This window comes from Gloeocapsa sp. PCC 7428 (assembly GCF_000317555.1).
GTDB lineage: Bacteria > Cyanobacteriota > Cyanobacteriia > Cyanobacteriales > Chroococcidiopsidaceae > Chroogloeocystis.
This window is the reverse complement of the sequence record NC_019745.1, coordinates 3,649,341-3,667,511: the sequence shown is the minus strand read 5'-3', so window position 1 is coordinate 3,667,511 and position 18,171 is coordinate 3,649,341. Positions and strand designations below refer to the sequence as shown.

General features: G+C 41.2%; 15 protein-coding genes and 1 tRNA gene. 9 read left to right on the top strand and 7 right to left on the bottom strand.

Annotated elements, in window-relative coordinates; translation table 11 throughout:
* The first annotated feature begins 9 nt into the window (after positions 1-9).
* The 4 genes from GLO7428_RS26105 to GLO7428_RS16230 all read left to right on the top strand — a co-directional run bounded on the left by GLO7428_RS26105 (position 10) and on the right by GLO7428_RS16230 (position 5,382).
* Entirely contained in the window at positions 10-1,437 is a 1,428-nt protein-coding gene (locus tag GLO7428_RS26105; RefSeq protein WP_015189664.1) for a tellurite resistance TerB C-terminal domain-containing protein, read from the top strand.
* 22 nt (positions 1,438-1,459) lie between these two features.
* On the top strand, positions 1,460-2,767 hold the full coding sequence (locus GLO7428_RS16240) for an ATP-binding protein (RefSeq protein ID WP_015189663.1): 1,308 nt from the start codon (positions 1,460-1,462) through the stop codon (positions 2,765-2,767).
* Entirely contained in the window at positions 2,764-4,899 is a 2,136-nt protein-coding gene (locus GLO7428_RS16235; RefSeq protein ID WP_015189662.1) for a DEAD/DEAH box helicase, read from the top strand. The genes GLO7428_RS16240 and GLO7428_RS16235 overlap by 4 nt, the downstream gene beginning before the upstream one ends.
* A gap of 75 nt (positions 4,900-4,974) precedes the next feature.
* Positions 4,975-5,382, top strand: coding sequence for a thioesterase family protein (locus tag GLO7428_RS16230; protein WP_015189661.1), 408 nt, complete (start codon positions 4,975-4,977; stop codon positions 5,380-5,382).
* Positions 5,383-5,396: 14 nt separating this feature from the next.
* On the opposite strand, the gene GLO7428_RS16225 is transcribed toward GLO7428_RS16230, so the two are convergent.
* The 3 genes from GLO7428_RS16225 to menA all read right to left on the bottom strand — a co-directional run bounded on the left by GLO7428_RS16225 (position 5,397) and on the right by menA (position 8,661).
* On the bottom strand, positions 5,397-6,731 hold the full coding sequence (locus GLO7428_RS16225; protein WP_015189660.1) for a 2-succinylbenzoate--CoA ligase: 1,335 nt from the start codon (positions 6,729-6,731) through the stop codon (positions 5,397-5,399).
* The gene (locus GLO7428_RS16220; RefSeq protein ID WP_015189659.1) at positions 6,701-7,669 is read right to left on the bottom strand and encodes an o-succinylbenzoate synthase; all 969 of its coding nucleotides are present in this window, start codon (positions 7,667-7,669) and stop codon (positions 6,701-6,703) included. The genes GLO7428_RS16225 and GLO7428_RS16220 overlap by 31 nt, the downstream gene beginning before the upstream one ends.
* A gap of 86 nt (positions 7,670-7,755) precedes the next feature.
* Entirely contained in the window at positions 7,756-8,661 is a 906-nt protein-coding gene (menA, locus tag GLO7428_RS16215) for a 2-carboxy-1,4-naphthoquinone phytyltransferase (RefSeq protein WP_015189658.1), read from the bottom strand.
* 441 nt (positions 8,662-9,102) lie between these two features.
* Here menA and GLO7428_RS16210 point away from each other — a divergent pair, with 441 nt between their 5' ends.
* The gene (locus GLO7428_RS16210) at positions 9,103-10,404 is read left to right on the top strand and encodes an isochorismate synthase MenF (protein ID WP_231295497.1); all 1,302 of its coding nucleotides are present in this window, start codon (positions 9,103-9,105) and stop codon (positions 10,402-10,404) included.
* On the opposite strand, the gene GLO7428_RS16205 is transcribed toward GLO7428_RS16210, so the two are convergent.
* Entirely contained in the window at positions 10,396-11,697 is a 1,302-nt protein-coding gene (locus GLO7428_RS16205) for a glutamate-5-semialdehyde dehydrogenase (protein WP_015189656.1), read from the bottom strand. The genes GLO7428_RS16210 and GLO7428_RS16205 overlap by 9 nt on opposite strands.
* A gap of 207 nt (positions 11,698-11,904) precedes the next feature.
* Here GLO7428_RS16205 and GLO7428_RS16200 point away from each other — a divergent pair, with 207 nt between their 5' ends.
* Entirely contained in the window at positions 11,905-13,887 is a 1,983-nt protein-coding gene (locus tag GLO7428_RS16200; RefSeq protein ID WP_015189655.1) for a M48 family metalloprotease, read from the top strand.
* 98 nt (positions 13,888-13,985) lie between these two features.
* Here GLO7428_RS16200 and GLO7428_RS16195 read toward each other — a convergent pair whose 3' ends face one another.
* Genes GLO7428_RS16195 through GLO7428_RS16185 form a run of 3 tightly spaced genes read right to left on the bottom strand, consistent with a single transcriptional unit; the run spans position 13,986 to position 15,881 of the window.
* Positions 13,986-14,435, bottom strand: a complete 450-nt coding sequence (locus GLO7428_RS16195) for a DUF2141 domain-containing protein (RefSeq protein WP_015189654.1) — start codon at positions 14,433-14,435, stop codon at positions 13,986-13,988.
* 12 nt (positions 14,436-14,447) lie between these two features.
* Positions 14,448-15,308: a nucleoside triphosphate pyrophosphohydrolase gene (gene mazG / locus GLO7428_RS16190; RefSeq protein ID WP_015189653.1), complete on the bottom strand. Its 861-nt coding sequence runs from the start codon at positions 15,306-15,308 to the stop codon at positions 14,448-14,450.
* Between the two features lie 9 nt (positions 15,309-15,317).
* Positions 15,318-15,881, bottom strand: a complete 564-nt coding sequence (locus tag GLO7428_RS16185) for a metal-binding protein (protein WP_015189652.1) — start codon at positions 15,879-15,881, stop codon at positions 15,318-15,320.
* A gap of 91 nt (positions 15,882-15,972) precedes the next feature.
* Between GLO7428_RS16185 and GLO7428_RS16180 the strand changes: the two genes are divergently transcribed.
* From GLO7428_RS16180 to radC, 3 genes are all read left to right on the top strand, one after another.
* A tRNA-Val gene (locus GLO7428_RS16180) sits at positions 15,973-16,045 on the top strand.
* A 250-nt stretch (positions 16,046-16,295) separates the two neighbouring features.
* Positions 16,296-17,252: a phosphoribulokinase gene (locus GLO7428_RS16175; protein WP_015189651.1), complete on the top strand. Its 957-nt coding sequence runs from the start codon at positions 16,296-16,298 to the stop codon at positions 17,250-17,252.
* 151 nt (positions 17,253-17,403) lie between these two features.
* On the top strand, positions 17,404-18,135 hold the full coding sequence (gene radC, locus GLO7428_RS16170) for a DNA repair protein RadC (RefSeq protein WP_015189650.1): 732 nt from the start codon (positions 17,404-17,406) through the stop codon (positions 18,133-18,135).
* Positions 18,136-18,171: the final 36 nt, after the last annotated feature.

Here is an 18,171-nt window from a genome sequence, read left to right as displayed (position 1 = left end):
GATCGCGCTATGGTTAGTAATCGAATCATTTTAGGTGCAGTTGCCTTTGGTGTCAGCTTCGGAATCAGCTTCCTCTCCAATAGAAACGCAAATCGGGCGTTACTTACTAGTTTAATCACTCTTCCTGCTACTTATGCAGCAGCAATTGTTGTAGACAAACGTCAAAACAATCGTGAATTACTTGTTTTATCATCTCAACGCCAGAAAATTTATGAACTAGAAGCCCAAGAAATTAACTTGAATCGAATTCTTTCAAATGCAAACTTTAAAAAACAAGAATTAGAAAATAGCATTCATTATCTACAAACCGAGTGCAATCAACTACGCAGTCAATTTGAAGCAAGGCATCACTACAAAGATGATTTACAACAAGAATTAAAGATTTTAAAAGAACAAAAAGAAGATTTAGAGAAAGAACTAAATAGTCTACACGCTAATCTCTGCGAACTTGAACACCAAAAAGCAACTGTATTCACTGAAAAGAAAGCATTAGAGCAAAATTCGGATGCCTTACGTTTAGAGTTAGCACAACTACATAGAGATTTTACTGTAACAACACAACAAAAAGAAGCTCTAGAGCAGGAAATAGCTAATTTACATCAACAACAATCAGCTTTATCATCTCAATTAAAGAGTTTACACATCCAAATTAACAGCTTAAAAACTCAACATAATCAAGAAAATCAAGCGATTCAGGAATTAAGACTAGAACAAGATAAACTTCAAAAGCAGCTAATACAGCAGCAATCAGAAAAAGTAGCACTGGAAGTTGATTTGCAAAGTTTTAAAGAACAAAAACGGCAAATAGAACTTAAAACATACATTTTGCAAAATCAAATAGAAAAATTAGAGCAATACAAAAACAATATCCAGAATAAACTTACCTCTCTAAAAGGAGAAAAAGAAGAAGTACGCGCTAGCTTAGAAACACTACAACTCAAAAAAGAGCAACAACAAGCCGATTTACTCGCTTTACAAGAAGAACGAAATCAACTACAAAGCCAAATTCTAGAGTTTCACCAGCAGATAGAAGCTTTAATCGCAGAACCAATAAGCGATGACGATAAGCAGGAAGATACAGAGTTATTTCCTTTTTCAGAATTAATCGATAGCTTAGAAATACCAGAAGTAGAAGTGACAATTTCTCATGAACTTCCAGAAGAATGGATGGAATTTATGGAACAGCTTCCTGGCTATCAAGTTCAGATTTTAAAAGCAATTTTAGAGCAAAATCATCCAAGCAAAATTATTAAAGAAATTGCCGAATCTAAAGTAACAATGCCGACGATTTTGATTGATAATATTAACGAGTGCGCTATTGATACAATTGGCGATCGCATTATCGATTTTGACTCAGAACAAGCAGAAATTGTAGAAGATTACCGTGAAAATGTGAAACAAGTCATTCAAATGTATGAAGGTATAATGAGTAGTTAACTACTTTAGAGATTTAAATTCAATGTCCACAAAAATCAGTAAACGAATTGCGAGTGCTATTATTAATTCTTTGAGTGCTGGCGTCGTACCGAGAATCGGAATTGACAATGTAGCTGTTGGTAGAGAGAAAGAAATCAAAAGTCTTTTGCAGAATTTTGAAGATGTTGCACAAAAAGGTGCAGCATTTCGCTTTATTGTGGGAAACTACGGTTCAGGTAAAAGTTTTATGTTGCAACTACTGCGCAACCAAGCAATGGAACAAGGATTTGTCGTAGCTGATGCTGACTTATCTGCTGAAAAACGACTAGCAGGAACAAATCAAGAAGGATTAGCAACTTACCGCGAATTGATGCGAAATATGGCGATCAAAAATCGTCCCGAAGGTGGTGCGTTAGTTTCCATATTAGAGGGTTGGATTAATAAAATTCAACAAGAAGTTGCAAAAGAAACTGGAACACGCCCAAATGACGATCGCTTTGACGATTATGTAGAAACCCGCATTCAAGAAGTTGTTGCAAGTATAGAAGGATTAGTTCACGGATTCGATTTTGGTAACGTCATCAGCGCGTATTGGCGTGGATACCGATTAGGAAATGACGATCAGAAAAATGCAGCTTTACGCTGGCTGCGCGGTGAGTTCAATACTAAAACGGAAGCAAAATCAGCATTAGCTGAAGTTCGCGTGATTATTGACGATGATACTTGGTACGACTACATTAAACTCATTGCTAAATTTACTGCGGATATTGGTTATCAAGGGCTTTTAGTTTTTCTCGACGAAGCTGTACATTTATATCAGATTGCCAATGCGATCGCCCGCGAGAAGAATTACGATAAACTGCTAGCAATCTTTAATGATACAATGCAGGGTAGAGTCGAAAACTTAGGAATTTTTGTAAGTGGTACTCCAAAGTTTTTAGAAGATCCCAATCGCGGGCTTTTTAAAAACCCAGCTTGGCAAAGACGCACTAAAGAAAGCCGTTTTGTTAAACAAGCTGGTATGCAAGATATTTCCAGCCCAGTGATTCGATTGACTCCTTTAAATTCAACAGAAATTTATGCTCTTTTACAACGAATAGCTGATGTTCATGCTGTTAATTTTGGTTATGAAGTTAAGTTGCAAAAGCAAGATTTTCAAAACTTTGTGCAAGCAGTAGAAAATCGCTTGGGTGCAGAAGCGTTATTAACACCAGGGGAAATTGTGCGCGACTTTATCGGTGTTCTCAATGTTATACACCAAAATCCAGCGATCGCCTTTTCTCAACTCATTCGCGGCGCAGATTTACGCTTAACCTCAGACAAAGATGACGCTGCGGAATTTAGCTTATGAGTAAAGACACATTTCATAAACTCGCGCCCTTTATCCAGCAATACATATACGAGCATAACTGGAACGAATTACGTTCAGTACAAATTGCCGCCTGCGAAGTTATCTTTGATACTGATGCTCATCTATTAATCACCGCTGGTACGGCTGCGGGAAAAACCGAAGCAGCATTTTTACCTGTATTAACTTTACTGCACGAACAGCCACCGTCAACGATTGGGGCATTATACATAGGTCCTATTAAAGCATTAATTAACGATCAATTTCAACGGTTAAATGATTTAGTTAAAGAAGCTGATATTCCCATTTGGCATTGGCATGGTGACGTTTCGCAAAGTCGCAAAAATAAGCTCTTGAAAAACCCAAAAGGAATTCTACAAATCACCCCAGAATCGCTAGAAGGACTGTTACTGAGAAAACATCATGATTTAACTCGCCTTTTTGGTGACTTACAATTTGTCATTATTGATGAAATTCATGCTTTTATGGGTTCTGAACGCGGCTATCAAATTCTTTGTCAGTTAGCACGTTTAGAAAATATTACTCATAATTATCCTCGGAGAATTGGTTTATCAGCAACGCTAGGCGATTACTCTTTGGCAGAAAAATGGCTCGCTTCTGGTACAAATCGAACCGTCATCACTCCTCAGATAGAATCAGAAAAGCGCCAAATTAAATTAGCTGTAGAACATTTTTATATCAACACCCAAGATAGTAGTCATTACCACAAATATATTTTCAATTTAAGTCACTGTAAATGTTTAATATTTGCCAACAATCGTTCGCAAACCGAATCAGTCATCGCCTCTTTACGCCAACTTGCAGAAGCAGAAGGATTACCAGATATTTATCACGTACATCACGGGAGTATATCGGCTTCTTTAAGAGAAGCAGCTGAAAAGGCAATGCGCGATACAACTTTAGCAGTTACAGCCGCAACATTAACGTTGGAATTAGGGATAGATATTGGACAATTAGAACGAGTTATTCAGCTAGAAGCACCATTGAGTGTAGCAAGTTTTTTGCAGCGTCTGGGGCGTACTGGAAGACGCGGCGAACCTGCTGATATGCGTTTTGTTTGTGCAGAAGATGAGTTATCGCTTGAAGCATCGTTACCCGCACAAATTCCTTGGCAACTTTTACAGTGTATTGCAATTATTCAACTTTACCTAGAAGAACGTTGGATTGAACCGATACAACCACTGAAATATCCCCTCAGCTTGCTGTATCACCAAACAATGAGCATTTTAGCAGCAATGGGAGAATCGTCTCCTACGGCTTTAGCCCAGCAAGTTCTTAGTTTACCACCGTTTGCTGCTATCTCAAAAGACGACTACAGAATCCTACTACGCTATTTAATTGATCTCGATCATATTCAGCATGAGTGTGGAAAATTAATTATTGGTTTAGCTGGCGAAAAAGTTATCTCGAAATTTCAGTTTTATGCCGTTTTTCCCGACAATGAAGAATACACTGTAAAAAACGATTCTACAGAAATTGGCAGCATTCTAACTCCACCACCTGTAGGAGATCAATTCGGTTTAGCTGGAAGAACGTGGGAAGTTTTAGACGTAGATTTTAAAAGAAAAACGATTGTTGTCAAACAAGTTGCTGGAAGCGCTAGTATCGCTTGGCGCGGTGGAAGCGGTAATATTCATACCAAAGTTTTGCAACGAATGCGCAGAGTATTACTTGAAGATATAGAGTATAGTTATCTACAAAAAAATGCACGCGATCGCCTGAAAAAAGCACGACAACTCGCTAGACGAATTAACTTAGATAATATTGTACTAGAAAATGATGCTTGTTATCTTTTTCCTTGGATAGGTACAGTTGCGTATAGAACGTTAGAAAGAGTTTTAAACTACTGCTTGAGAGAAGATTTGGAAATTAAAAGCATTACAGGAATGAATCCCTACTTTCTCAAACTTAAAGGTAAAGAGATAACACAGCTTTATGATGTTATGACTTCGTTAGGCGATCGCAGCATCACTACCCAAGATTTAGTAGCAGCGGCTGAAGCCCCAAGAATTCAAAAATACGATGAATTCATTCCCCCAGTATTGTTGCGTAAAGCTTTCACAACTGATTATCTCGATCTTGACGAACTTAAGCAATGTATAGCTATTTGGTAAGCTGCTTATCGAACACTGCGGTTATGAGGTGCGAGTGCAATTGTTCATCTTCCTCAGATTATTCTTTTTCCTAAAATGGCGTTTACTTATCATCGCACTGTTCGCTTTCAAGATACCGATGCGGCTGGTGTTGTTTACTTTGCTAACGTCTTGGCGATGTGTCATGAAGCTTATGAAGCGTCGCTAGCAACATCGGGTTTTGATCTTAAGGCTTTTTTCAGCAATCCTGCTGTGGCGTTTCCGATTGTTCATGCGAGTGTCGATTTTTTTCGCCCTTTATTTTGTGGCGATTTGTTATCGATTCGTTTGATTCCACAAAAATTACAAGAGGATAGTTTCACAATTACTTATGAGGTGATGGCGATGGAAAAGGTTGTCGCAAAAGCGATGACTCGTCATGTTTGCATTGATGCGGAAAGTCGAAAACGGCAAAGTTTATCAGTAGAAATGGAACAATGGTTGCAGCAGTGGGAGGATAGCTAGCAGGAAAGATACATTTATTTCTGAAGTAAGGTTAAGGCGAGTTGTTGTAAAGATTGACGATTGATTTTACCTTGGGAGTTGCGGGGTAATTTGGTGAGAGGAATCCAATGTTTGGGAATTTTAAATTTGCTGAGTTTGTTTTTGAGAGTTGTTTGTAAGGTTGTTATGGATGTGTTTGCTTTGGGAACGTAAATAGCTATTACAGCTTGTCCCCAGTGAGGATCGGGAATGTCGATAACGCATATATCCGTTACCATTTGGGTATCGCGTATTGCTGCTTCGACTTCGACGGGATAAACGTTTTCGCCGCCTGTAATGATTTTGTCGCTGCTACGCCCGATGATGTTTAAATATCCCTGTTGGTCAAAATAGCCAAGATCGTCTAGAGTGAGTTCGGGTTTGGTAAAGATATGAGGATAGTAGCCTAGCGCTAAAGATTCAGCTTGAATTTTAAGGTTACCTTGTTGATTGCAGATGGTGACTTGCGCATGAGGTAAAACTTTCCCACAGTTGGTTTTTCCTTGCAGAAATTCCTCTGGTTTGAGGGTTGCAATCTGCGAAGCGGTTTCTGTCATTCCATAAGTCAGTGCTAAACGGATTTTTTTGCTTCGGGCTTGTGTTAATAATTCACTCCAAGCAGGCGCACCACCCAATAACACTGTTTGAAATTCTGCTAAGCGATCGCGCAGTGATGATTGTAAAAGTTTTTGTAGTTGTGTTGGTACTAAGGAAATAAAAAAGTCTCCAAGGTTAACCGGATAGATTGCTTTTTCCAACTGCTGGAAGTTTTGAATAACTAAATCGCCTTCACTTACAAACGAACGAATAAACTGCATTAAGCCGCTGACGTGATACAGTGGCAGTACGCAGTACGAATGAACTTGCTCAAGTTGAAAATATTTTCTAAAACCTGTTACTGATGCTGTCAGTGTTTCCCAAGTGTGGATCGCAAATTTGATTTTGCCTGACGAACCACCAGTAGGAATCATGATGGAGTTGGGAATGGGTAGGTAATTGGTATTGGTGGTAACTGTGGCGGGGATTTCTAAATGACTTGCTAAGATAATGTCGGGTTGAACTAAATCAAAGACTTGTTGCCACTCGTAGTTTCCCCAATCAGGATTACATAGAAAAATAGGATAGCCCGCAGTATAAGCCGCGATAAAACTCGCTAAAAATCTTACAGGTTCGCGTTCAGCAAGAAGAACTTTAGAATTTTGTTGAAATTGAATTTGTGAAGAGATCTCCTCAATTAATTGCGGTAGGCGATCGCTATTTTTACAAAGTAAATGATGTTTGGTGTAGTTCTTAAAATCCGCTAGCGAGTACTCCATAATCTTTCTAGCCATTGGCTATCTTCTTGCGCAAACAAATGATCGACTCCAAACCCAATTGCCCGATCTGGTGAAGATAATTCATTTGCAAGTTTCAAAGCTGCTGATTTACCAATTTCTGTTTCAAAGACAGACGAGAAAACTGCATCGATTTGATATTGATGACAAAACTGACGCAGACGTGAAGGAAACCCCGCGATCGCAGGCTTGATAATGAAAATCCCCCGCCAACCTTTGTAGTAGCATTCTTGTAATTGCTTCAATGTCGCGACAGACTCATCTAATGCGATCGCACATCTGTAACAACGACTCAACTCTAACATCGCCGCAAATTCTTCTACTGCTAATGGTTGTTCGAGATACTCAACTTCTACAGTTCCTGCGGAATTTTCTGCTAAGCGATCGCACATCTGCAACCACAATTGCGCCTGATCGTAACTTAATCCTCCATTCGCATCTAAGCGTAGTTTCGCCGACACGGGTAATTGCATCAGTTTTGCAAAGATTTTCAATTCCTCTGCGATCGCCTCAACGCCAATTTTCCATTTAAAGGTACGATAACCTTTTTCCCACAATTTCTCCCAAGCGCCTAAAGCTGCTTCTCCAGCAGGTAACAACCCACTACAAGTTAAACTAGGTTTTCCATCCCCCACCTCTTCCAACGCTGACTCAAACCCGAATTGACACGCGGGTAAAGTATCGGGAATCGAATCAATCATCTCCTGAGTTACTTTTGGCGGTAGCTGACAGCAAAAATCCCAAGCTTGTTCGATTGTTTCCGAACCAAACCAACTTATAGGGGCAATTTCACCATAGTCTACCTTACCCGTCACATCTGTAAAACGCAGAATAATTCCCTCACGCACTTTCCAGATACCGTAACTTGTGTGAAGTGGTGATTGAAATTGTCGTTGGTAGCGACGAAACTCAAGCTGGTAGGTTGCTATTTCCACATCAAATGTTAGAAATCATACTTTTTAAGGCTAGGTAATGGGGAATGGGGAATGGTTAATAAGTTGACCCAATGACCAACCATTACTTAACTTGCTGCTAGCATAAAACCTAGCCCAAGTAGCAAACTACTCCAAAAATGCATTTCTACGGCTAAGAATTTGCAATTGCTCACTTTTTCGGGTTGATTGTGGTATTCCCAAACGTGACGAAATAGCTTTAATGCATACGGTAAGCTGAGCAAGCTGAGTAACGTCCAAACGGGAAATATGCCGAGAATGACAAATAAACCCACTATGACATAAATACTACCACCAACCCAAGGCAAAAGTTGTGCGGAGCGCTTAGTTCCCATGCGCACAATGGGCGATCGCTTTCCTGCGGCTAAATCGTCTTTGACTTGATGAAAATGCGAACAAAATAAAATCAAACTCGTGACAATGCCCACAATGACACTAGCCGCTAAACTCATAAGTGACCATGATTGCGTTTGGCTATAATATGCTGCTGCGACTGCCAATGGACCAAAACAAATAAAACAAATAATCTCACCTAAACCTTGATACCCTAGACGAAAAGGAGGTCCTTGGTACATATAACCCAACACGCAGCACAGTAAAATTATACCAACGACCGTTAAATCTTGTTGCCACCAAGCAATTGCTAATATTCCGAGTAATCCTAACGCTAGAAATAAGTTTCCTAGCCAAAATATAAACGATTTATTACCTGTTAAATTAACGAGTGAATGAGCTTTATTTTTATCGATTCCAGTTTCTGAATCAAACACATCATTACTCAAATTTTCCCAAGCAAGAATGAATATTGCCGCAGCGATAAAAGTTGAGAATACTGCTGGGTGAAAATATTTAGTTTCAGCAAATGCGACCGCACTTCCTACCCATATTGGCATAATTGCCACGCTGTACATTGGTGGCTTAATTGCTGCCATCCATAACTTGGTATTTGGATATTCTATCAGTTTTGTAGTCATTATGTTAGTTTGATTAAACTGCTAAATCGCACAAAAGCTGTTATATTAGTAAACTTTCTTTGTAATAGATAAAAGTCTCACCCTGTTAATAGAAAATTATAAAATTCTCTTTAAACATTGTCGATTATTCTGTAACATAAAATGAGAGATCAAACTGTGGAAGCGATGATACACCTTGCTAGAGAAGCAGTACACGGTAAAAGCCCTCCTTCGCCTGTCTAGTTTTTAGGTTAGACAACAAAGTGGTTAATCACAGCATGAGTTATGTTACTAGCAATACGCCACGGTTAATCACAACTTAGGAAGAAAACTTTAAAAAAATTTACTTTTTCGCCATCCATGCCAGTTTTACCGTGTCACCCGCATACTTTTGTTTACCATAATGAGCTATACCAATTTCTTTCCTATTGCCAACAAAATGTAGCAAATGACTCGCAGATCGTGAGTGTTTCGCTCGAAATTGATAGCGTCGATCCATTAATCGTACTTCAGCAAATAGCCGAACCAAATCAACAGAGTTTTTACTTTGAGAACAAAAGCAAAAATCAAGCGATCGCAGCAATTGACGCAGTTACAAAATTACAAACTTGTGGCGCAAATCGCTTCGCCCAAGCCCAACATTTTATCAATTCGTGTCTCGCGCAGACTATCACCGTTGGCACAAGCAAAGATGCTATAAGTCCACACTTCTTCTGTAGCTTCAGCTTTTTTGATGAGATAACACAAAGCAATTATCCATTTTCAGCAGCTACAGTTTTTCTACCTCGCTGGCAAATTTCTCGCAACGGCGATCGCTGCATATTAGTTGCTAATTTTTTGATAGATGCTGAGACAAACTTAGATAGATTATACCAAGATTGGTGTCAAATAGTTAGAACGATAAATTTCTTAAAACACACAGCAACTGCAATCAATAACACTAACTCAATCATCTGCAACGAAGAAAAAAATATTAAGAATTTTAAAAAAACGATTGCATCTTGCCTAGAGTTAATCGAATCCAATTATTTTCAGAAAATCGTTTTAGCGCATCCTCTAGATGTAACTTATGAAGAACCTATAGACTTATTGCGATCGCTTGACAACCTCCGCAGCATTCATCCAGGATGCTACATCTTTGCAATCAGTAATGGTAAAGGGCAAAACTTTATTGGTGCCAGCCCAGAACGTTTAATTAGTATCCATAACCAACAGTTAAGCACCGACGCCCTAGCAGGATCGGCACCACGCGGCAAAACCTTAGCCGAGGATACCATGCTAGCCAATAGCTTGCTCACAAGCGCCAAAGAACGACACGAACATCGCGTCGTTAGTGATTTTATTACCCAGTGCTTGTATCAATTGGAAATTACACCGCAAATTTTACCTCCACGACTGCGGCAACTTTCCAATATTCAGCACTTGTGGACGCCAATTCAAGCTCAACTTCCGACTCACGTTCACCCGCTAGAAATCGTTGCGGCGTTACATCCTACTCCAGCGGTAGCAGGCGTCGCGCGCGATAAGGCTTGCACGAAAATTCGAGATTATGAAACTTTTGAACGCGGTTTATACGCTGCACCTATAGGGTGGCTAGATGCGCAAGGAAACAGCGAGTTTATCGTCGGCATTCGTTCAGCATTAATTGATCGCGATCGCGCTAGACTATATGCAGGTGCAGGTATCGTTGCCGGCTCTAATCCCGATCGCGAAGTAGCAGAGATTCAACTCAAACTCCAAGCATTGCTGAAAGCTTTAGTCTAAATCTTTGTGCGCAAACGATTTGGCATTGTCACCGCTGTAAGTTGCAACGATGTGTCCATTACCTACAAGCTTATACTTGTAAGTGACCAAACCTTCTAACCCTACAGGTCCGCGTGGTGGCATTTTTTGCGTACTAATTCCGACTTCAGCACCAAAACCGTAACGGAAACCATCGGCAAAGCGCGTCGAACAATTATGAAAGACGCCAGCCGCGTTGACTTGCGCTAAGAAAGTCGCTGCTGCATCGGTATTCTCGGTAACGATCGCATCTGTATGTCCCGAACCATACTCATTAATATGCGCGATCGCATCGGTTAAAGAATCAACAACCTTAATTGATAGAATTAAGTCACTATATTCCGTTGACCAATCAGCTTCTGTTGCTGGTGTAATATCCAGAATTTCACGAGTTCTAGTATCACCCCGTAACTCAACGTTGTGCTGTTGCAAAGCTGGGGCGACAAGCGTTAAAAATGCAGGTGCGATCGCTTCATGAATTAACAGCGTTTCAATTGCATTACACGCCGCCGGATACTGCGTTTTTGAATCTACAGTAATTGCCACCGCTTGACTTAAATCCGCTGCACGGTCAACATAAAGATGACAAATACCATCAGCATGACCTAATACCGGAATGCGCGTATTCTCCTGAACAAAGCGCACAAACGAATTAGAACCTCTAGGAATAATCAAATCAACGAATTGATCGAGTTGCAATAATTCTAAAGTTGCTTCGCGGGTAGTAAGTAACTGCACAGCATCAGGACTAATCGCGGTTTGCGATAATCCAAGATGAATCGCTTTCACAATTGCCTCACACGAGCGAATTGCTTCTTTTCCACCCTTCAGAATCATGCCATTGCCTGATTTTATCGCCAACGCCGAAATTTGAATCGCCGCATCAGGACGAGCTTCAAAAATTACCCCCAACACACCCAAAGGACAAGTCACGCGCTTGAGAATCAAACCATCATCAAGCTGACGGTGAATTTGCACCGCACCTACAGGATCGGCAAGTTTCCCGACATCCCGAACTCCGGCGATCGCACTTTGCAACTTTGCCCGATCTAACTTCAGTCGATGATACAAAGGTTTCGGAATTCCATCTTGTGCCGCCGCAGCACAATCAGCCGCATTCGCCGCCAAAATCTCATCCGCAGCAGCTTCTAATGCTTGCGCGATCGCCTCAATCGCCTGATTCTTCTCTTCAGTAGATAAAACTGCTAATATTTGCGCGCAGTCACGAGTTTTGCGGGCGATCGCAGTTAAAGGAAGGTCAATCTGAGTAGTCATAACATTACACTAATGACTGCTCTACGATCCTATCAATCACCGCTCCCATTTGGAATTTTAGATTCACCTCTCTACGCTAACGCTTTGCGAATGTGGTTCATTCAATGTCTTAATTTACACAATCTTCATCAAACTTCTCCGAATTGACAACAAGTAACGTTGAAGTTGTGGGTATATATAAAGACAAGACCATACAGAGGCGAACTTATGTCTCTTCAATTTGAATTATTACAAACAGCTATAGAAGCCTATCAACAACAACGTTACCACGAAGCAGTAGAAATACTAGAAAACTATTGCAATAGTAGTGACCATAACAGTAAATACTATCTACAAGCACAATTTTGGTTAATCAAAGCGTACCAAAAAACAAATCAACGCTCGCGTGCGATCGCGCTGGCAAGACAACTTTCTACCCACCCCAACCCAGAAGCTCAAAAATGGGCAAAACTTGCGCTTGAGTCTTTAAACAATGTTAAACACAGCAAACCTAAACGTGCTGCCCAAGCAGGAATTAAACTTGCTGTAGCAGGTGTTGCTAGTAATCTAGCACTCGCATCCGGCGTAACGATAACATTGCTCTTAGGAATGGTGTTTGTCTTATTTTTAGCGTTAGCATTCATTCTGAGTAGCAACGATCCGGTGAACGGATTAAATATTGCGATCGCAGGCACACTTCTATTCAATATCGCAGCCTTTTTCCTCTCACCATTCCTCATGGACTTGATGCAGAATTGGCTGTATCGTACTCGCTGGGTATCTCTTGCAGAAATACAGCATCATAGCCCAGAAGCCGCCAGAATCATTCAGCGCATCTGTGGGCAACAAAAGCTAAAACAGCCCCGATTGGGAATTATCGACGATCAAAATCCTACCGCCTTCACCTACGGTTCATTACCCAATACAGCGCGATTAGTCGTCAGCCAAGGACTTTTCACCTATTTAGAAGACGAAGAAATTGCCACAGTCTACGCGCATGAACTCGGTCACATTGTCCACTGGGATTTTGCTGTGATGACACTTGCCTCAACATTAGTGCAAATCACTTACTTAATTTATACCTTTGCTCGCAGGTTGGGGAGAAGCGGCGGTGAAAAAATAAAAAATGCCGCAAGTACAGCCGCAGTAGCAGCCTATGTGTTTTATCTAGTCGGAACTTATTTACTTCTTTATCTTTCACGCACGCGCGAATACTATGCCGATCATTTCGCGGCTGAAACGACAGGCAATCCTAATGCACTATCTCGCGCTTTAGTCAAGATCGCCTACGGTATTTTAGAAGAAAGCAAACACGCTGCTGAACCGAGTCGATTAATTGAAGGAACTCGTGCATTGGGAATTTACGACGCTAAAGCTGCGACAGCAACCGGAACCGCGTATCGCATCGCGCAACCGCAACAACTAGGGCGTGTTTTCTTATGGGATATGTTTAACCCTTGGGGTTGGTTTATGGAATTAAATTCTACTCACCCCCTCACCGGAAAACGCGTCCGTGCTTTGAGTACTTATGCCGAACAACTCGGATTAGAAACAGAATTCGACCTCAGTCGTGTTGTTGCTGAGGGTAAAAGTCTTGACAAGAAAAAACTCTACGGTAACTTTGTGTTAGATGTGTTGCTTTATGCTGCGCAAGCGACCGGCTTTTTCGGCGGTTTTATTCTTGGCTTACTATTAGTTTCAGCCAAAGTTGCGAGTGGAACAGTCATCATTGCAACAGTTTTAATTGGTTTTGGCATAGGAACTTTAATCAAAACTGCGGTAATGTTTCCCAATTTTCAATTTGCTGCGAGTTCTGATGTTCTGGAATTAATGTCTAATCCTTATGCAAGTCCCTTACGCGGTAAGCCAATCCGACTCAAAGGTGAATTAATCGGGCGTGGTGATGCTGGGTATCAGTTCGGTTCCGATTTGAAGTTACAAGATCGTACAGGGATGATCTATCTACGCTACGCTTCGCGTTTTGGTTCGTTTGGAAACTTCTTGTTTGGCATGAACCGCGTCAAAAACTTAATTGGTTCTTCAGTGAGTACTGTTGGTTGGTTTCGCCGAGGCGTTATGCCTTGGCTTGATTTAGCACAGCTACATACTGATGCAGGTACAGTTGTTAACAGCTATCACCGCTTTTGGTTATATTTTACCGGTACTGGTGCAATTATTTTAGGTGTATTGGTACTACCAATGCTTGCTTAACTTGATGGCAAAGTGCGATCGCGTTATTTCTGTATTGTTAGTGAGGTTATTAGTACAGAATGCATATTATTACTGCGATCGCTTCCCTACCTCAATTTTTATAAATATCGCATATTGACTCTAATCGTTGTATCTCCCTCAACACTGAAACTAGCATTATTAAACTTTGGCGCACCAATTTTTACGGGTGGATTATTAGAAATTGCAAAACCTTCTCTGGGAATACCTAAGAAATTTGTATTCAGTTTTTGATCATTATTCTCATCATGAAATACTGCCACTGCATACGTTCCAGATTGTAATCCGTGAAATTCTGCTACAACTGAAAATCCTTGCGCATTCGTGCAACCACTTTGAATCACACCAGCATCACTTTGCGGGAAACCTTTATCTTTATCGTAAAGTCTAAAGCAAACTTGACCTCTAGGACGGGCGATTCTATCTACAACTACAGTCAATTTGTGATTCGGTTGGGCTAAGGCCGTACTTGCAATCAAACTTGTAGCAGTCGCGATCGCCAAGCTGAAAACTTGTAATATTTTTACCATAAGATATAAAAACTAAACCGTATCCTCAGAAGGCTGGATTTTAGCTAATTTGGCTTTAGCTTGTTGCCATAAATTTTCTAATTCTTCCAGCGTATACTCCGACAAAGGACGCTCGGCAAAAGTTTCCATTTGGATGATACGTTGGACAAATCTTTGATTCGTTCCTTGCAACGCTGCGTCAGGATCGAGTTGATACCATCGCGCCAAATTAATAATCACAAATAATAAGTCACCGAGTTCGGCTTGTTGTTCTTCTAATGATTTATGGGCGATCGCTTCTTGAAATTCGGCAAGTTCTTCGTGATATTTTGCCCACACTCCTGCGATGTTTTCCCACTCAAATCCCGCCGCCGCCGCTTTTTGAGAAATTTTCATTCCTGCTAAAAGTGGTGGAAGCGATCGCGCGTAGCGACTGAGTTTATGACTCAATTTTTGCGCATCTGTCGGTGATGTGCCTTTTTCTGCTGCTTTGATTTGTTCCCAATTTTGCCGCACTTCATCGACGTTTTGAACGCTAACATCTCCAAAAACATGCGGATGACGGCGAATCAGTTTTTGAGTAATTCCTTGCGCCACCTCTTTGAGGCTAAAATGACCAAATTCTGAGGCGATTTGTGCTTGCAAAACAACTTGTAAGAGTAAATCCCCTAATTCTTCTGCGATCGCTTGTTGGTCTTGAGTGCGAATCGCATCTACGACTTCGTAGGCTTCTTCAATTACGTAAGGAATCAACGTTTCCGGTGTTTGCGCTAAATCCCACGGACAACCGCCATCAGGCGATCGCAGTTTTGCTACGACATCAATAAGTTCTTGCATTGCTACCAAAGTTTCGTGCGTAGCTTGCGGTTGATTTGATTTTTGAGGGTGAGTCATCCGAAAACGTTATTGACGACGTTTGATTTTTGTTGAGCGCGTTGCTTTACGTTTCTTCATTTTGCCACGATTTTGTTGTAACCGCTTGTAGGCAGAACTACTCCAATCACTCAAAGAATGACTCATTGCACCTAATTCGAGTCCGAGAAACAAGTAAAACCATTCAGCCGTATTTTGCACAAGCGATCGCCGACTTTGTGCAACCAGTTGTTGCCAGCTTAACTCCACTCCCCAAATCAAATGCACTACTCCTATAACAAAAATCCCCAAAAATGCGAGCCAAGTGCCTAAATACAGTACCCGCAACGTTGTCCCGATGAGGAACCCATGCGAAAAGATTGACCGATGTCGGAGGGCTTTTTGGTAAGGTCGCCAAATCCACCGCAAATATCCCCAACGTTGGTATTGTCTGGAGTAAAGATCCAAATCTGGACCAAACATTAAACCACTAAAAAGATAAGCTGCCGCCACAATGAGCGTTAAACTAGCACTCTGAGCCTGAAAAAAAGTCAAACCAGTAATTACGGGCAAGCCCCATAAAGTAATGCGATCGTGCGTTCTACCAGAGGGCATTGAGTTTAAAGAATATCGTCAGCAAAATATTTTTCAAAAATACTAGCTTTTCTGGCAACAATTTGCTACTATAAATACTCGCGTACAAAACGGGCGGTTAGCTCAGTTGGTAGAGCGCCTGCCTTACAAGCAGGATGTCACTGGTTCGAGTCCAGTACCGCCCATACAGTTTATAGCTTTAATACACTTGTTTGTACTCAAACAAGAAGTGCGAAAGTGATATTGATTCTATCTATGAGCTTTTCTTGCAATAATCTTAACGAGTTAGCCTTTGTACGTAAAAGTCAGTTTTAATAAGATAAAGATGCTTTTTGTTTAAGCAGGTTTTGCGGTGTTGAGTTACGTTCGATTACTGCATTAAAATGATAAAAATTTTGCATCTAGCCGTATCCGCGCTCTTGCCCTGGAGGAATCATGAGTCATCGCCCGATTATGCTTGGCATTGTTGGAGACAGTGCCGCTGGTAAAACGACTTTAACAAAGGGAATTGCTCAGGTACTAGGTCCAGAGAATGTTACGGTTATCTGTACAGACGATTATCATCGCTACGATCGCCGTCAACGTGCCGAAATTGGAATCACAGCACTACATCCTGATTGCAACCATCTTGATATTATGCAACAACACCTGTCCTTACTGCGGACAGGACAACCAATCCTTAAACCAATTTACAGCCATAAAACCGGCACTTTTGAGCCACCACAATACATCAAGCCTAGTAAGTTTGTCATCGTAGAAGGACTTCTCGGCTATTCGACGCGGGGTGCAAGAGACTCGTTTGACGTCAAAGTTTATCTCGCACCACCCGAATCACTGCGCGCGCAGTGGAAGATTAAGCGCGATACGCAAAAACGAGGCTATACCGCAGAACAAGTCAAAGCCGAACTTGAAAAGCGCGAACCCGATTCCGAACAATTCATCCGTCCTCAGCGTCAATGGGCAGATGTCGTCGTTAGTTTTTATCCTCCTCAAGATAGCTTTGATCAAAGTAACGGTCACTTGAACGTTCGCTTAGTGTTGCGTCCGACGATCCCACATCCAGATTTTACTCAAATTTTGGATATCATTAGCAGCCATCCTCATCCGGCAATTCGTTTAGATTTGGATCGAGATATGAACAAGCCGGTAGATGTCCTCGAAGTTGACGGTCATGCAACATCTGAACAAGTAGACGAACTAGAAAAGATTATTTGTAACGATATGCCACCGCATCTATCGCACTTTTGCAGTCGTGAAAGTAACCCTGAACTCGGTAAAGTTGCTGGTACGACTGGGGAGACGATTCAGAGTTATCCGCTAGCAATGACACAACTGTTGATTACTTATCATATGTTAAAAGCCACACAAATATATCAGCCGATAACTGTTTGATTGTTAATCGAGTGGGGTTTTCAAATTACCTCTTTGCATTCTAGTTGTTCTCATTCGATAAATTATTTTTAACTGGAATGTAACTTTTTAGACAAAAAAGGGCATAACTAAAGGTAGTCTCACTGTAAGTACTGAGTATTGCCTTGTTGTCATGACCTACTGTTTAAGGATTGCAGATTTACCCACAACTGAAAGACCCCGCGAACGCTTGTTAACACATGGTGCGAAAAACTTAGCCACAGCTGAATTAATTGCAATTTTACTAGGTACAGGTCAAGGACAGGGAAAACTTTCAGCGGTAGGTTTAGGGCAGTTTATCTTACAAGAACTAGGCAAAAATCAGCGCGATCCTTTAGCTGTTCTTCGAGAGATTACACCGCAAGAACTGATGCAAATTCACGGTATTAAAGCAGCTAAGGCAGCGACAATTATTGCTGCGATTGAACTTGGTAAACGAGCGTTTCAATCGCGTCCGTTAGAGCGTACAATCATTGATAGCCCAGCTGCCGCCGCTGCATCGTTAAGCCAAGACTTAATGTGGCAGGCACAAGAGCGATTTGCAGTGTTGCTTTTAGATGTTAAAAATCGCCTGATCGGCACGCAGGTAATTACAATTGGTACAGCAACCGAAACGTTAGCTTCTCCCCGCGAAATTTTTCGTGAAGTGATTCGCCAGGGTGCAACAAGAGTTATTGTTGCTCACAATCATCCTTCTGGTAATGTAGAACCGAGTCCGCAAGATATCGAATTAACGCGACAACTTTTAGCTGGTGCGCAGTTTTTAGACGTTCCCTTACTCGACCATCTGATTTTAGGTGATGGCAATCATCAAAGTCTTCGCGAAATCACGACTTTATGGGATGAGTATCCGCAGGGAGATTAGCAACTGGATCTCCTGCATGAATCATAGACGCCCTTC

Coding starts and splice junctions, on each gene's coding strand:
- GLO7428_RS16225 (WP_015189660.1), bottom strand. CDS start 6,731: ATGGCTAGAAAGATTATGGAGTACTCGCTAGCGGATTTTAAGAACTAC.
- radC (WP_015189650.1), top strand. CDS start 17,404: ATGACCTACTGTTTAAGGATTGCAGATTTACCCACAACTGAAAGACCC.
- mazG (WP_015189653.1), bottom strand. CDS start 15,308: ATGACTCACCCTCAAAAATCAAATCAACCGCAAGCTACGCACGAAACT.
- GLO7428_RS16195 (WP_015189654.1), bottom strand. CDS start 14,435: ATGGTAAAAATATTACAAGTTTTCAGCTTGGCGATCGCGACTGCTACA.
- GLO7428_RS16200 (WP_015189655.1), top strand. CDS start 11,905: ATGTCTCTTCAATTTGAATTATTACAAACAGCTATAGAAGCCTATCAA.
- GLO7428_RS16185 (WP_015189652.1), bottom strand. CDS start 15,881: ATGCCCTCTGGTAGAACGCACGATCGCATTACTTTATGGGGCTTGCCC.
- GLO7428_RS16230 (WP_015189661.1), top strand. CDS start 4,975: ATGGCGTTTACTTATCATCGCACTGTTCGCTTTCAAGATACCGATGCG.
- GLO7428_RS26105 (WP_015189664.1), top strand. CDS start 10: ATGGTTAGTAATCGAATCATTTTAGGTGCAGTTGCCTTTGGTGTCAGC.
- GLO7428_RS16175 (WP_015189651.1), top strand. CDS start 16,296: ATGAGTCATCGCCCGATTATGCTTGGCATTGTTGGAGACAGTGCCGCT.
- GLO7428_RS16235 (WP_015189662.1), top strand. CDS start 2,764: ATGAGTAAAGACACATTTCATAAACTCGCGCCCTTTATCCAGCAATAC.
- menA (WP_015189658.1), bottom strand. CDS start 8,661: ATGACTACAAAACTGATAGAATATCCAAATACCAAGTTATGGATGGCA.
- GLO7428_RS16240 (WP_015189663.1), top strand. CDS start 1,460: ATGTCCACAAAAATCAGTAAACGAATTGCGAGTGCTATTATTAATTCT.
- GLO7428_RS16205 (WP_015189656.1), bottom strand. CDS start 11,697: ATGACTACTCAGATTGACCTTCCTTTAACTGCGATCGCCCGCAAAACT.